Raw genomic sequence first — 14,251 nt, forward strand, 5'->3', positions numbered from 1 at the left:
TTTATGGAAAATTTCTTATGAGTACAACCCCACTTGCCCTACTATCGGTCTCCGATAAGTCTAATATCATCGAGTTTGCTCAAGGCCTTCTCAAAGCAGGTTTTGGTTTATTATCTACTGGCGGTACTTATCGTCTGCTCACAGAAAACAATGTCGCCGTGACTGAAGTATCAGATTACACAGGCTTTCCTGAAATGATGGATGGCCGTGTTAAAACGCTACATCCTAAGATTCACGGTGGCATTTTAGGACGCCGCGGTACAGATGATGCAGTTATGAGCGATCATTCGATCGAACGTATCGACTTAGTCGTCGTGAACTTATATCCGTTTGCTGAAACGATTGCACGTGCTGACGTAACTATGAACGACGCTATCGAAAACATCGATATTGGCGGCCCTACCATGGTGCGTTCAGCAGCGAAAAACCACGCTCATGTAGGTATCGTCACTGATCCAGCTGATTATGACCGTGTACTTAGCGCCTTAGATGGTGGCACCGAACTGACAACTGCTTTGCGTTATGATTTGGCAGTAAAGGCGTTTGAGCATACTGCACAGTACGATGGTATGATTGCAAACTTCTTAGGTAGCCGTGTCAACGAAACTCAAGAGCCAGAAAACTTCCCACGTACATTCAATGTACAGCTTGAAAAAGCACAAGACCTACGCTACGGCGAAAACCCGCATCAAAACGCGGCTTTCTATACTGAAAACCAGCCTTTAAAAAGCAAACAAGCTTCAATCGCAACGGCTAAGCAGTTACAAGGCAAAGCATTGTCTTATAACAACATCGCTGATACCGATGCTGCGCTTGAGTGCGTTAAAGCTTTTAGCGCGCCTGCTTGCGTTATCGTTAAGCATGCCAACCCTTGCGGTGTCGCGGTTGATAATGACCAAGTAGCGGCTTATCGTACTGCTTTTAGCACCGATCCTGAATCGTCTTTTGGTGGTATTATTGCATTCAACCGTCCGTTAACGCTTGCTGCTGCAAAAGCCATTATCGACAATCAGTTTGTAGAAGTAATCATTGCACCTAGTATCGAAGACGGTGTACTTGAAGCGACAGCTACTAAGAAAAACGTACGTGTATTAGTATGTGGCGAACTACCCGCACCAGATCAGCGTGATAGTCAACTTGACTACAAACGCGTCAATGGCGGCCTACTCGTACAAGAGCAAGATCTTGGTTTGATTACGGCAAACGATCTAAAAATCGTTACTGATGTTCAACCAACTGAAGCACAGGTTGCTGATTTATTATTCAGCTGGAACGTGGCAAAATATGTCAAATCTAATGCCATCGTTTATGCCAAAGGTCAACGCACTATCGGTGTTGGCGCTGGTCAAATGAGCCGCGTCAACTCAGCACGTATTGCTGCTATCAAAGCGGAACATGCTGGATTGGCTACCGAAGGTGCAGTTATGGCATCAGATGCCTTCTTCCCTTTCCGTGATGGCATTGATAATGCTGCTGAAGTAGGTATCTCTGCTATCATTCAGCCAGGTGGCTCTATGCGTGATGACGAGACCATTGCAGCAGCTAATGAGCATGGCATTGCAATGGTATTCACTGGCATGCGTCATTTCCGCCATTAAACAATCACCTATTAGTTTAAGACTGGGATTAGTCACAGCAATTGTATTTGTCACTGCGACTAATTTTCAGTCTATATAACATTTGTGATAATTATCGTTAAAGCATCATCCACAAAAAAGCCACTGCATCAATCGATACAGTGGCTTTTTTAATATCTAAGAATAATAAACTAGCAAATACTTAGCGTCCTTGTGCGTTTGCCATGTTGCTTTCATTAATCTCAACCGTATACACCATACGTAGATAGTCCAAATAGTCTTGCAACTGGTCTTGGCCTAAATTGTCACGAATGATACTGGCTGTTTGCGCTCTTTGCATATCAGACAGTGGCGACTGCTGCTCAGTTTTAATACGGTCTCCAACCAGTAGCGTTGCACCCATCTCAGTCTCACTAGCGATCGCAACGACGCCATTATCAGCGGCTTGCTGGCTAAATGCCAATCCACGCTCTTTGTCTGTTAGCTGCGTCGTTTGACGGTTAATCTCACCCAGTGATTGGAAGCTTACCGACTGCTTACTTATATCAGCTGGCGTCTTGATACCAGCAGCCAATGCTTTAGCATCTTTTAAAGCTAATGCTGTCGCTTTCTGCTGACGGAGTATTTGAGTGATTCTTGGAGTTGCATTTGCCAAAGCAAGCGTCTTAGTAGGACGATAATTGCTTGGCTGTAACCATACGGTACCGTTGCCAACTTCTACGCCTGCCGTTACCGCTTGATCTTGAATAGTAAACTCATCAAATGCCTGTTTAACCACTACTGGTTGCGGCAGTGCTGATTTGTTGTTCACTTTACGATAATCTTTGATACGCTTGAGGCTGACGTTTTCTTGCTGTGCAATATCTTCGATACTGAAACCATCTGCTGCCAAATCATTGATTGATGTCACTTTATCAGCATAGATTTCCTGACGTTTATACTCTTTTGCTTTCGCAGTTAGCTCTTCACGCATACTGTCTAGACTTGGAATTTTTTTGCCATTATCTTCAGTAACCGTAAATATCTGATAACCAAAGCTAGTCTTGATAGGCGCAGTCACATCACCAACGCTCAACCCTTCTAGTGCCTCTTGCACAGTATCCGCGTCACTGCCAAACACTGACGGATTAAAGCGTCCGATATCACCACCTGTTTCACCTGATGGATCATCCGACTCTGCTTTAGCAAGCGCAGCAAACGCTTCACCTTTATTCAGACGCGCTTTCACTTTATCGGCTCGTGTTTTGGCATCTTTACCAGTAAACAGTATCTGACTGACTTTACGCTCATCAGTAGCCGCAATGCTCTGCTTATATGCTTCATACTGCTGCTGCAACTCTTCTGCGGTTACTTCATCAACCTTGATAGTTTGCGGGCTAAGCTGGATATAAGCCAAGTCAACCATCGCTGCACTTTTCAATGTGTCTTTGTTGGCATCATAGTATGATTGAATGTCTGCTTTACTAAGCTTAACTTTGTCAGCATAGTCTTGCCAATTAAAGCGATGCACCCAAACGTTGCGCGACTCAAGTTGCAAATCAATCAATTGACTGACCGCTTGCATAGGATAGACGGCCGTACCAACGATACTGGCATTTAGTTGATCCAAGCTTAACTGATTGCGAAATTCTGCAAATAGCTGGTTTTTGGTCATGCCGCGCTGACGCAAGAAGTTTGAGAACTGATCGTTTGAAAAGTTACCCTCTGCATCTTGGAATATTTCTTCTTGACGCAGCAGACGATTGATCGTGTCGTCAGAGACTGTCATACCAAGCTTGCCTGCTTGCTGCTCTAACAACGTACGGTCGATTAGACCCTTTAATACTTGCTCATGAAGCACATCTTCATTCAATAAGCTGGCATCTTCGACTTGCTCTAGCACTTCAGAACGACGGCTATTGACAGCAGTTTGATACTCGGACAGTCCTACGCTTGCCTCACCTACCTGCGCAATCTGGTTGGGATCGACGTTGCCGCCAAAATAGCTTTCGACACCCAAGAGAGCGAGCGGCGATAGGCATAAAATCAATAAAATGCGACCTGGCCAGCTTTTTAAGAAATCGCGCAATTTATCCATAGTTATCTCTGCTTTATTAACCTATATTGATGAAAAACCATTGTAATACTGTTAGGAGCTGTTGAGTGCAACCTGTCAATATCAGTACTATTTAAGCTAGCAATGGTAAGAGTAAGAGCGTATGCATTTTATAGTAAAAAACAAAATTTACTAAAGAAATCTGACTTAAATGACACACCTATCGCGCGCCCTATGATACGTGATTTTTCATGCAGACTCAAAATATTCACGACGCATGATACAAACTATAGCGATAAAAAAAGCACCTAAATATTAGGTGCTTTCTTCGATGGTTAGCTTCTTACCTAAGCTATAGACCACCGACTATCATTTTACGCTTAAAAAGGCGGCTTAGTTCAAGCGCTCTTTTAAGTTTTTACCAGCTTTGAAGCTTGGTACTTTGCTTGCTGGAATGCTTAGCTCTTCGCCAGTCTTAGGGTTACGACCAGTACGTGCTTTGCGATCTTTTACACTGAAAGTGCCAAAGCCAACTAATGAAATGCTATCGCCAGCTTCTAGCGCTTCGCCAACACTTTCCATAACAGCGTTTAGTGCATCACCAGCTTGGGTTTTATTTAGACCACTTTTGTCTGCGATGCTATCAATTAATTCTGACTTATTCATAAAATTTCCTTCAAGTTTAAGGGGGTAATAAATGCTCACGCCAAGTATTGTAACGCTCTCATGGTGCTTACGCAATAAAAACTACCTAACTGGCGCATTAACAGGTTCTTCTTTGTTATCGTCTTTATATCAAGGCAGCATAAGGAGCGCAAGCGATTTTACATATTTTTGTGCTCTACACTACGTATTTGACACCTAATGTTACGCAAAGCGTTAGGAATTTATATATAACCGAGTCTGCATAACTGAGACGATTGGCTTTCCTATTTTCTACGCTTTGACAGATTTGTCAATTGCTGTCTATGCATTGCTATACATTAAATTTGTATATTACTGGTCATAAATAAGAGTGTCTTTATTGACGGCTAAATTGTAATGTAATAGTTTAGCCACTACAGAAACTAGCGTTACTTTTTATTATAAAGACGTTACTATAAGCAAAATATCACTGCAAGCCTTGGGAAAATACAGACTTCTGTTTGCTCAATATTCAAAACTTGCTAAATAAAAAACGGATTACTTACATGAAGCGTTCTACGTTGTCTCACTCTTTTCTTAATATCATTTTAGTATTTATCGAGTCGGCGCTGACATTACTGTTACGTTTGGATCCTGAATTGCGTAAGGCCGCTTATCCGCTCGCCAAGCAAGGCACCGTGGTGGCGCTTCGCCTGTATTTACCACATGTAGAAGTATTTGCCACCTTTAGTACCAAAGGCGTGTTACTAGATGCGCAACTGCCGATTGGTCGTAGTGAGCCTGACGTAGTTATCAATGCCTACAGCATTCAAGTTATCAACGCCATCACCACTCATGATAGCGAAACCACCGAAAAGCTACAGATGCGCGGTGAGTCGATTCAAGTACAACTGGTCAAACAGTTTATTATGCAACTTGGGCTTGGCAGCTTGATTCAGGGGCTGATCAAAAAGATAAAGGGTGGCAAGACCAAAACCAAACCTACAGAAGCTGATTTGGAAGAAAAAAAGAACAACTACAAACTGCGTATTAAAGAACAGCAAACACAGATTAACACCTTGACCATCAAAAACCGTGAACTTGAAACAACCGTGAGAGAGCTTCAGAGCAAGCAAAAAACGTTGATGATTGTCACTGTTGTTGCGCTTGTCATTATGATCGGTTCAATCGTCGCACTATCGATGAATTAGTTTTGGTTCGCTGAATTACTTATAAATAAGCGTTCAATGTCTTCTATAGATATTGAACGCTTATTTTTTACTTCATTAAATATATTTGTAGCAGACGAATTAAGCTACTTATGTCTCACTCATATATCTCTTCTAAACATCATTGTTTTTATCAATTACAGCAATAAGCTTGATTAACCATTGAACCACACTTTAATCTTGACTAAATTACTCGGGATTAAGTATAATTACCTTAATCGTTGCACACATCGGGTTAATCATCTGTTGTTCAATAACGATAAGACAAAACTTAGCTGACGTATTATTGGTTGCTCTTTTTATCTTATGAGTACTTATTAAAACTTTTAGCTAAGATCGTTGTTAAACATAAATGACATTAAGTTTGGAGATAACACATGCGTTTGACTACTCGGGGCAGATACGCTGTTACCGCATTATTAGATTTGGCATTGCAGACCAGCCAACAAGACAGTGCTGTATCATTATCCGATATCGCCAAACGACAATCGATTTCAATATCGTATCTTGAACAGTTATTTTCTAAACTTCGTAAACGCGGCCTTGTCACGAGTATTCGCGGTGCTGCAGGTGGTTACCACCTAGCTAAACCATTGAATGAGATAGATGTGATGAGCATCATATCTGCGGTTGATGAGTCAGTAAACGCGATGCAGTGTGAAGGACGCGGTGACTGTCAAGGTGGTACAATGTGCCTAACTCACGATCTGTGGTGTGCACTGTCGAATCATATCGAACAGTACTTGAAAAATATAACATTAGCGCAATTATTAGATATGGAAAACGTGCAGTCAGTCTCAGAGCGTCAGCACATCTCTACAAAAGATATTTCCATAAAAGACATTAATACTATTACTCTATCGAACAGCGAGGCAAACCCAGCATGAGCCAACATAACAACCTTATATACTTAGATTATGCCGCCACTACCCCAGTTGCTAAATCAGTAGCTGCTAAAATGAGCGAGTATTTGACTGTAGATGGTGTCTTTGGTAACCCAGCTTCACGTTCACATGGTTACGGCTGGCAAGCGGAAGAAGCAGTAGAAACTGCTCGCGGTCAAGTTGCTGAAGTTATCAACGCTGATCCACGCGAAATCGTCTTTACTTCTGGTGCGACTGAGTCTGACAACCTAGCCATTAAAGGTGCGGCACATTTTTATCAGTCTCGTGGCAAACATATCATTACCAGTAAAATTGAGCACAAAGCTGTATTAGATACCTGCCGTGAGCTTGAGCAAGAAGGTTTTGAGATTACGTATCTTGAGCCACAGCCAAGCACAGGTCTTATTCTGCCAGAGCAAGTAAAAGAAGCACTGCGTGATGATACGATTTTAGTATCACTTATGATGGTAAACAATGAGCTTGGTACTATTACTGATGTTGCAGCGATTGGTGAAATCACTCGCGAAGCTGGCGTAGTTTTCCATGTTGATGGTGCACAGTCTGTTGGTAAAGTAAAAATCAATCTTGAAGAAATGAAAATTGATTTGATGAGCTTCTCAGGTCATAAAGCATACGGCCCTAAAGGTATCGGCGCATTGTTTGTTCGTCGTAAGCCACGTATTCGCTTGAAAGCTGAGCAACACGGCGGTGGTCATGAGCGCGGTATGCGTTCAGGTACACTACCAACGCATCAAATCGTTGGTCTAGGCGCAGCATTTGCTTTGGCTAATGAAAGCTATGAAGCTGACCATGCACACGCAGCCAAACTACGTCAAAAGCTTTGGGATGGCCTACAAGACATCGAAGAGATTTATTTAAATGGTGATCTTGAGAATAGCGTACCAAATATTGTAAACATCAGCTTTAACTTCGTTGAAGGTGAATCATTGATGATGTCACTTAAAGACTTAGCTGTATCATCAGGTTCAGCCTGTACGTCAGCAACGCTTGAGCCATCATATGTACTACGTGCAATCGGTCGCCCAGATGAATTGGCACATAGCTCAATCCGTTTCAGCTTCGGCCGTTATACCACTGACGAAGACATCGATACCGTTATCAAACAGATGCATGAAGCCGTTGATAAATTACGTGCCCTATCACCACTTTGGGATATGTATCAAGAAGGTGTTGATCTAAACTCAGTCGAGTGGGCTGAGCACTAATTTTTAATACAGCTTTTTAGTATAGCTAGCAATATATATATTTATTAAACAATTGATCAGACAATTAAATTAAGCGTTTGACCCCAATTATCGATGAGTAGTTAGACATTTAAAGTTGATAAACAACTACTCATCATCTAACTAGGAGAAAACCCCATGGCCTATAGTGACCAAGTTATTGATCATTACGAAAACCCACGCAACGTTGGTAATCTTGACAAAAACGCCAAGAACGTTGGTACCGGTATGGTCGGTGCCCCAGCATGTGGCGATGTAATGCGTCTACAAATCCAAGTCGACGATAATGGTATTATTGAAGATGCACGTTTCAAGACTTATGGCTGCGGTTCAGCGATTGCTTCAAGCTCGCTTGTTACTGAGTGGCTAAAAGGCAAAAGCTTGGATCAAGCTGGCGAAATCAAAAACAACGATATCGCTCAAGAGCTAGCATTACCACCAGTAAAAGTGCATTGCTCTGTACTTGCAGAAGACGCTATTAAAGCCGCTATTAGCGACTATAAAGGTAAGCATGGCGTAGCCGCTCCAGCAGAAGAAGCTGCGATCTAGGCTAGGCTAAGCCTGCTAGCGTATGCACTATGTTGTACTAGCAACGCTAAAGTAGCAATGTGTAATCGCTACGCTAAAGTAGCAATGTGTAATCGCTACTGACGCTAAAGAGGTGACAATGACACTTATGTAATTGTCACCTTTTGTTTTCTAATAGTTGTAAGCCTATTGTTTTGGCAATCTTGTAATTCTGGTTGTCAGTTTATCTAGATTTTTTTATTGATATTTATGATTAATAGTCAATGGGAGTTGGCATGATTGAAATGACAGAACGCGCCGCTCAGCATGTTCGAGACTTTTTGGACAATCGCGGCAAAGGCGAAGGCATTCGAGTTGGTATCCGTACGGCGGGTTGCTCAGGCTTGGCTTACGTTTTAGAGTTTGTAGATACCCCTGATGAAAACGATACGCGTTATGAAAGTCGCGGTGTTAGCATTTTCATTGATCCTAAAAGCCTCGTGTATTTAGACGGCTTGTTGATGGATTACGAAAAAGAAGGTTTAAACGAAGGCTTTAAATTTACAAACCCTAACCAAAAAGGTGAATGTGGTTGCGGTGAGTCGTTTACAGTTTAATGGTTCTATGGCTGAAAACTAATAGATTCATGCTTCAGCAAGCTTTCATAAGAATAATGCAGTATCTCTGCTATCGCTATGAAAAATGGCTAATGTAGTTAGGTAGCCAAGCGATTGAGATATTCTTAGCTAGGTCATGACTTTAAAATAAATAAAAAAGCAAGGCATCAGATTATGATAGATATTACTTCAGAACCACAGTTTGATAACTTCTTTGCCCTATTTGAGCAGCCTGTACAATTTGAAATTAATCAAAGCAGTCTAGAGCAACGTTTGCGATTGCTGCAGAAACGCTATCATCCTGATAATGTTGCCAAAAATCAGACCGATATGGTTCAAGCACAGTTGCAGTCTGAAAAAGCGTCCGCTTTGATCAATCAAGCGTATCAGACTCTAAGCGCTCCTGATAGTCGTGCTGGTTATTTATTAGACATGGCGGATCAAGCACAAAATATAGAGCACTCAATCGCAGATTTGGACTTTTTGGAAGATGCGATGCAGATGCGTATAGATCTAGATGATGCTATAGAGGACAAAGATCTTGCAGCCTTGCAGCAATTACACCCTCAAATTACAGAGCGTCTAGCAAATCAATCTGAACGCTTTAATAATGCTTATCAAAATCAAGATTGGCAGACAGCGATTGATGCGACACAGAAGCTAAAGTTTTTAGTTAAGCTAAATGCTGATGTGACGTCAGGGCTTGATGATGTTGCAAATTCATCACATTCAGATGACGATGACTTATACGTTTAAATATCTGTGGTTATGGCCCTCACTAACAAGCTAAATTCTGTATATTTGGTTAAAATAGTGACCGTGATACCGTATAATCTTTGAGTCTAAGCGCATCAAACTGTCAGAATCCTTATTCCATGGAATGAGATTACTGACGTTAAGCTCTCGTACTGCATATGCTATATTTGCTCCATTTCACTTATTCATTTTATCTCTGAGTTATCCTTATGTCTTTAATGCAAATTGCTGAACCCAATCAAAGCGCTCAACCTCACCAACATAAATTTGGCTTGGGCATCGACCTTGGCACTACACGCTCGTTGGTTGCTGTGGTGCGTTCAGGTAAGGCACAAGTCTTAGAGGCAGGCGCAGCGACAGATACATTATTACCGTCTGTTGTCTATTATCCAGCTACTGGTACGCCATTGGTTGGCTATGACGCCCTAGCGCATTTAGCGGATGATCCAAAAAATACGATCGTCTCGGCTAAGCGTTTTATGGGTCGTAGTCAAGCTGATATCAAATTCTCTCATCCTTATGAGTTATCTGGTAGTAAAGATGATATGCCCGCATTTGTAACAGCACAAGGTGAGGTTTCTCCTGTTGCAGTATCAGCGCGTATCTTAGCCGCTCTTGAGCAACGTGCAGCAAGCGCTTTACCTGCAGATAGTATTGAAGGTGCCGTGATTACGGTTCCCGCTTATTTTGATGAAGCACAGCGTCAAGCAACCAAAGATGCCGCTCAAGCAGCGGGCATCAACGTACTTCGCCTGTTGAATGAACCAACAGCGGCTGCGGTCGCTTATGGTCTTGACCAATCATCAGAAGATAGTAAAAAAGAAAGCTATTACTTAATCTATGATTTGGGCGGTGGTACTTTTGACGTATCTATCTTAAAACTTACCGACGGTGTCTTTGAAGTGTTGGCAACTGGTGGTAATAGCGCACTAGGCGGCGATGATATCGATCGTCTTATTACCAATTGGATTATTAAACAATTAAATATCGATCCAAAAGACGTAAGCCTGCATGACAAATCAATACTAGCTCAACAAGCAAAAGCTTATAAACAAGCACTGACTGACGCTGAGCAAGTAGATATCAATCTCACGGTCAATGGTCAGTCTTATCAAGGCGTATTAAGCCGTACAGATGTACTAACTATCGTAGAGCCTGTCAGTCGCCGTACGCTCAGTGTGTGCGAACAAGTCCTACGCGATGCCAAGCTGTCTACTACAGATCTAGATGAAGTTATCTTAGTGGGTGGTTCGACTCGTATGCCTGCAGTGCAGCAAGTCGTGAGTGAGTTTTTTGCTAAACAGCCACTTTGCCGTCTGAATCCAGATGAGGTCGTTGCCTTAGGCGCTGCCCAGACTGCTCATCAATTGGTTAATGGCGATAGTGATAACAATTTGTTGTTATTGGACGTGACGCCATTATCATTAGGTCTTGAGACCATGGGCGGTTTGGTTGAAGTACTCATCCCACGCAATACGCCAATCCCTGTGAAGAAACGTCAGGTGTTTACTACTTATCAAGATGGTCAAACAGGCATGGTGATTCACGTGGTACAAGGTGAGCGCGAGACGGTGGAAAACTGTCGTTCACTTGGACGTTTTGAGCTTTATGGTATCCCGCCAATGAAAGCTGGGTTTGCTCGTATTGAAGTCACCTTTAGTATTGATGCTAATGGTCAGCTTACTGTCAGTGCACAAGAAACTACGACCAAAACAGAAAGCAAAATTGAGATTGTGCCTTCTTATGGTCTATCAGATGAGCAAAAAGAACAGTTACTTGTTGCAGGGTTCAAGCACGCAGAAGAAGACAAAAATGCACGTTCTTTGATTGAGACGAAAGTAGAAGCGGAACGTGAAGTACTCGCCCTAGAGTCGGCACTCAACGAATTTGCGTCATTGCTCTCTATCGAAGAACAACAGTCACTAGCAGAGCATATACAAGTGCTACGTAACTCTCTTAGCACTGATGACTTAGCGCTTATTGAAGCACAACAAGCACAGCTCAAGCCGCATAGTGATGCCTTTGCTGCACGTATTATGAATCAGAGCGTCAAGACCAGTATGGCCGGTACTAGTGCCAAAGACTGGTAATAAATACATCGACATATATAGCTTAACTGACATGTTAAGCTAACTTCTAATATTTTTTAAATTGATTAGCATCGGACAGATAATTTATGCCAAAAGTTACCGTACTACCCCACCACGAAATTTGCCCTGAAGGCGCAGAAGTTGAGCTACAAGCTGGTGAAAACTTATGCAAAGCACTATTAGAAAAAGGCATTAAAATTGAGCATGCTTGTGAGATGTCAAAAGCTTGTACCACATGTCATGTTGTAGTACGTAAAGGTTTCAACAGTTTAGATGAGATGGATGATATCGAGGCGGATCTGCTTGATCGTGCTTGGGGACTAGAGCCTGACTCACGTTTATCTTGTCAGGTCATGCTTGATGATGAGGATTTGACCATCGAAGTTCCTAAGTATACCCTCAATCATGCTAAAGAAAATCATTAAACACTGATGATACTTTCTAGTTAAGATTAAAAAAGGCCAGCTATCATATAGCTGGCCTTTTTCTATATATGATTTTAAGACGATAGACTTGAAACGCTTACTTGCGACTGGCATCTTCACGCTTACTTTCTGCAGCTATGCCCTTTGCTACTTTTTCTTCCTCTTGCTCGATGCGTTCCAACGCAAAATTCAAACGAGCTCTAATATCTTGATAATCATTGTCTTTCATATCTTTAAAATTTAAATGCAAATTGAAACCAGGCAATGTGTGGTCGACCCATTTAGATAAATGACCTGTACTGGCACTAGGGTCAAGTACTTGCCATGCATCGACCTTTTCATCAATACCCTTCACGCAAAATGCGGCAACGTGCTCACATTCATAGTTATGGCATATATAATCGTAAGTGCTTTCACTGACCAGTATTTGATCTTTGCTCGCACAGGACTCAAGCCTAGAGGCTAGGTTGGCTTCTTTGCCAATGATTGTATAGCTTAATCGGCTATTACTACCAAAATTACCAACGTGACAGTAGCCAGTGGTGATACCAATACGTATATATAAGCCTTCAAACCCCATTAACCGCCATTTCTGACGTAAGGTGCGCATTTCTCGGCGCATATCAATTGCCATCGCCACACAATCTAGTGCATCTTGACGCGAGCCGCGGCTATTCGGTTCACCAAAGAAACATACCATGCCATCACCAATAAACTTATCAAGCACTGCACCATGCTTATCAGCGATTGACGTCATGCAATGCATATAAGTATTGAGAATGTCTGACAAGTTGTCAGAGCTTAAACTATCAGACAGTTCGGTAAAGCCGACAATATCTGAAAACATAATAGTTATCTTCGCGCGTTTATTAGAAACCCTAACAGGGCTATCCGATTTGACAATAGGCTCCCAAATTTGTGGTGGTACAAAACGGGTAAGCTTATTGATCACTGATACCATCGTGCTTAGGCGTCCCGCTGCCTTATGGGCAGAAGCCTTATAACCAATATATTCTTGATACATACGTCGAAACTGACATATGATAACAATCATACTAGCTAGCAGTACTGTAGGTGGTAGCCAACTATCACCGCAGTCCAATTCATCATTACTTAAAATGGTACCCACGTAATAAAAAACAATAGCCGTTATAAATGACACTGTAAGCAATTTGAGCTGGTTCTCAGGCCGGCTAAGAATGATACGTATACCAATCAAAACAGCCAAGCTGATTGATATGATCATACAAAACTGTAGGGAGCCAATGACAACCGATAATAGAATAATAACTATATTAGACGTCCAAAAGCTGGTCTGGCGTCGGTAGTTGTATATCAGGATCAGGAGACTTGGCAATGTAATAATAACCAATAGTGCCATTGAGATAGAGCGGAAGTCGTAGTATATAGCACGCAAAACAACCGTCAGTATCAACACGAACACTTCTGGATAATCGAAACGACAAACTCCAGCATCTTTCAGCGGCGACTTTGGTTTGAATGTCTCTGAGAAGGTCATATGAGATTCACTTAAATAAGGTGAGCTATCTGAGAGACAAAGGCATACTACACTAACATATGTACGTTATTTGTCCTTATGACGATTTATCATAAGATATATCTAATAATATATTATACTTTTGAAATAAGTTTAAACAAGGTTACTGATGACTATAAGGCGACCTTTTGTCTAGTTTATTCACTGTTTACAGTTTTTATCCAAATTTAAATAAAAAGAGAGGCCAAATACATTTAAGTATCTGGCCTCTCTTTTACATATAAAATTAAGGTTCAATCTATTCTTATTAAAGGCAGAATAGATTGATAATTACATTTGCCAATCAAACGGCATTTGGTGATGACCACGTAATGCCATCATCAATGTTTGCTGCATTTGCGCCAACACTTCCTTAGTATATGGAACAGCTGGCACACCCCATACTGGGTTTGGCCATTGCATGTCATTTTGATAACGGACAATATGATGAAAATGAAGCTGTGGCACTTGATTGCCAAGAGCGGCTACATTCATTTTATCGGCTTGAAAGGTTTTAGCTAACTGACTCGACAACCAGCTCGACTCTCGTAAAAACTGTGTTTGGTCTGCCTCAGACAGCTCATATAGCTCTTTGATACCGGATACACGTGGCACTAATATCAGCCAAGGAAATTGGCAGTCATTGATTAAACGACAAGTGGATAATGGAAAATCCCCCACTAAAAAACTATCAGCAGCAAGTTTATGATGAAGTTGGAACATAAT

At 41.7% G+C, this 14,251-nt stretch carries 13 protein-coding genes; 9 read left to right on the forward strand and 4 right to left on the reverse strand.

Annotated features, from left to right (window positions below; genetic code table 11):
- The first annotated feature begins 17 nt into the window (after window positions 1-17).
- Window positions 18-1,598, forward strand: coding sequence for a bifunctional phosphoribosylaminoimidazolecarboxamide formyltransferase/IMP cyclohydrolase (gene purH / locus JMY00_RS09795; protein WP_201580035.1), 1,581 nt, complete (start codon window positions 18-20; stop codon window positions 1,596-1,598).
- A gap of 181 nt (window positions 1,599-1,779) precedes the next feature.
- On the opposite strand, the gene JMY00_RS09800 is transcribed toward purH, so the two are convergent.
- Both JMY00_RS09800 and JMY00_RS09805 read right to left on the reverse strand, forming a co-directional pair.
- Window positions 1,780-3,654 carry a SurA N-terminal domain-containing protein gene (locus JMY00_RS09800; protein ID WP_201580036.1) on the reverse strand — a complete coding sequence of 625 codons (1,875 nt, stop codon included), beginning with the start codon at window positions 3,652-3,654 and terminating at the stop codon, window positions 1,780-1,782.
- A gap of 351 nt (window positions 3,655-4,005) precedes the next feature.
- Entirely contained in the window at window positions 4,006-4,278 is a 273-nt protein-coding gene (locus tag JMY00_RS09805) for an HU family DNA-binding protein (protein ID WP_045445077.1), read from the reverse strand.
- Window positions 4,279-4,802: 524 nt separating this feature from the next.
- On the opposite strand from JMY00_RS09805, the gene JMY00_RS09810 reads away from it, so the two are divergent.
- The 8 genes from JMY00_RS09810 to fdx all read left to right on the forward strand — a co-directional run bounded on the left by JMY00_RS09810 (window position 4,803) and on the right by fdx (window position 11,988).
- Window positions 4,803-5,447, forward strand: coding sequence for a hypothetical protein (locus JMY00_RS09810; protein WP_057759224.1), 645 nt, complete (start codon window positions 4,803-4,805; stop codon window positions 5,445-5,447).
- A 395-nt stretch (window positions 5,448-5,842) separates the two neighbouring features.
- Window positions 5,843-6,352: an Rrf2 family transcriptional regulator gene (locus JMY00_RS09815; RefSeq protein WP_165597994.1), complete on the forward strand. Its 510-nt coding sequence runs from the start codon at window positions 5,843-5,845 to the stop codon at window positions 6,350-6,352.
- On the forward strand, window positions 6,349-7,575 hold the full coding sequence (locus JMY00_RS09820) for an IscS subfamily cysteine desulfurase (RefSeq protein ID WP_057759220.1): 1,227 nt from the start codon (window positions 6,349-6,351) through the stop codon (window positions 7,573-7,575). The genes JMY00_RS09815 and JMY00_RS09820 overlap by 4 nt, the downstream gene beginning before the upstream one ends.
- A 156-nt stretch (window positions 7,576-7,731) precedes the next feature.
- Window positions 7,732-8,142, forward strand: coding sequence for a Fe-S cluster assembly scaffold IscU (gene iscU, locus JMY00_RS09825; RefSeq protein WP_057759218.1), 411 nt, complete (start codon window positions 7,732-7,734; stop codon window positions 8,140-8,142).
- Window positions 8,143-8,396: 254 nt separating this feature from the next.
- Window positions 8,397-8,717 carry an iron-sulfur cluster assembly protein IscA gene (iscA, locus tag JMY00_RS09830; protein WP_021814983.1) on the forward strand — a complete coding sequence of 107 codons (321 nt, stop codon included), beginning with the start codon at window positions 8,397-8,399 and terminating at the stop codon, window positions 8,715-8,717.
- Between the two features lie 174 nt (window positions 8,718-8,891).
- Window positions 8,892-9,473 carry a Fe-S protein assembly co-chaperone HscB gene (gene hscB / locus JMY00_RS09835; protein ID WP_201580037.1) on the forward strand — a complete coding sequence of 194 codons (582 nt, stop codon included), beginning with the start codon at window positions 8,892-8,894 and terminating at the stop codon, window positions 9,471-9,473.
- Window positions 9,474-9,682: 209 nt separating this feature from the next.
- Complete coding sequence (hscA, locus tag JMY00_RS09840) at window positions 9,683-11,563, forward strand: Fe-S protein assembly chaperone HscA (protein WP_201580038.1); 1,881 nt, start codon at window positions 9,683-9,685, stop codon at window positions 11,561-11,563.
- Between the two features lie 86 nt (window positions 11,564-11,649).
- Window positions 11,650-11,988, forward strand: coding sequence for an ISC system 2Fe-2S type ferredoxin (gene fdx / locus JMY00_RS09845; RefSeq protein ID WP_101206134.1), 339 nt, complete (start codon window positions 11,650-11,652; stop codon window positions 11,986-11,988).
- Between the two features lie 97 nt (window positions 11,989-12,085).
- On the opposite strand, the gene JMY00_RS09850 is transcribed toward fdx, so the two are convergent.
- Both JMY00_RS09850 and JMY00_RS09855 read right to left on the reverse strand, forming a co-directional pair.
- Complete coding sequence (locus tag JMY00_RS09850) at window positions 12,086-13,507, reverse strand: adenylate/guanylate cyclase domain-containing protein (protein WP_201580039.1); 1,422 nt, start codon at window positions 13,505-13,507, stop codon at window positions 12,086-12,088.
- Between the two features lie 309 nt (window positions 13,508-13,816).
- Window positions 13,817-14,248 (reverse strand): HIT family protein, encoded by a 432-nt coding sequence (locus JMY00_RS09855; RefSeq protein ID WP_057759208.1) that lies wholly within the window; start codon window positions 14,246-14,248, stop codon window positions 13,817-13,819.
- Window positions 14,249-14,251 lie beyond the last annotated feature (3 nt).

Source organism: Psychrobacter sp. Pi2-52, assembly GCF_904846705.1.
Taxonomy (GTDB): Bacteria; Pseudomonadota; Gammaproteobacteria; order Pseudomonadales; family Moraxellaceae; genus Psychrobacter.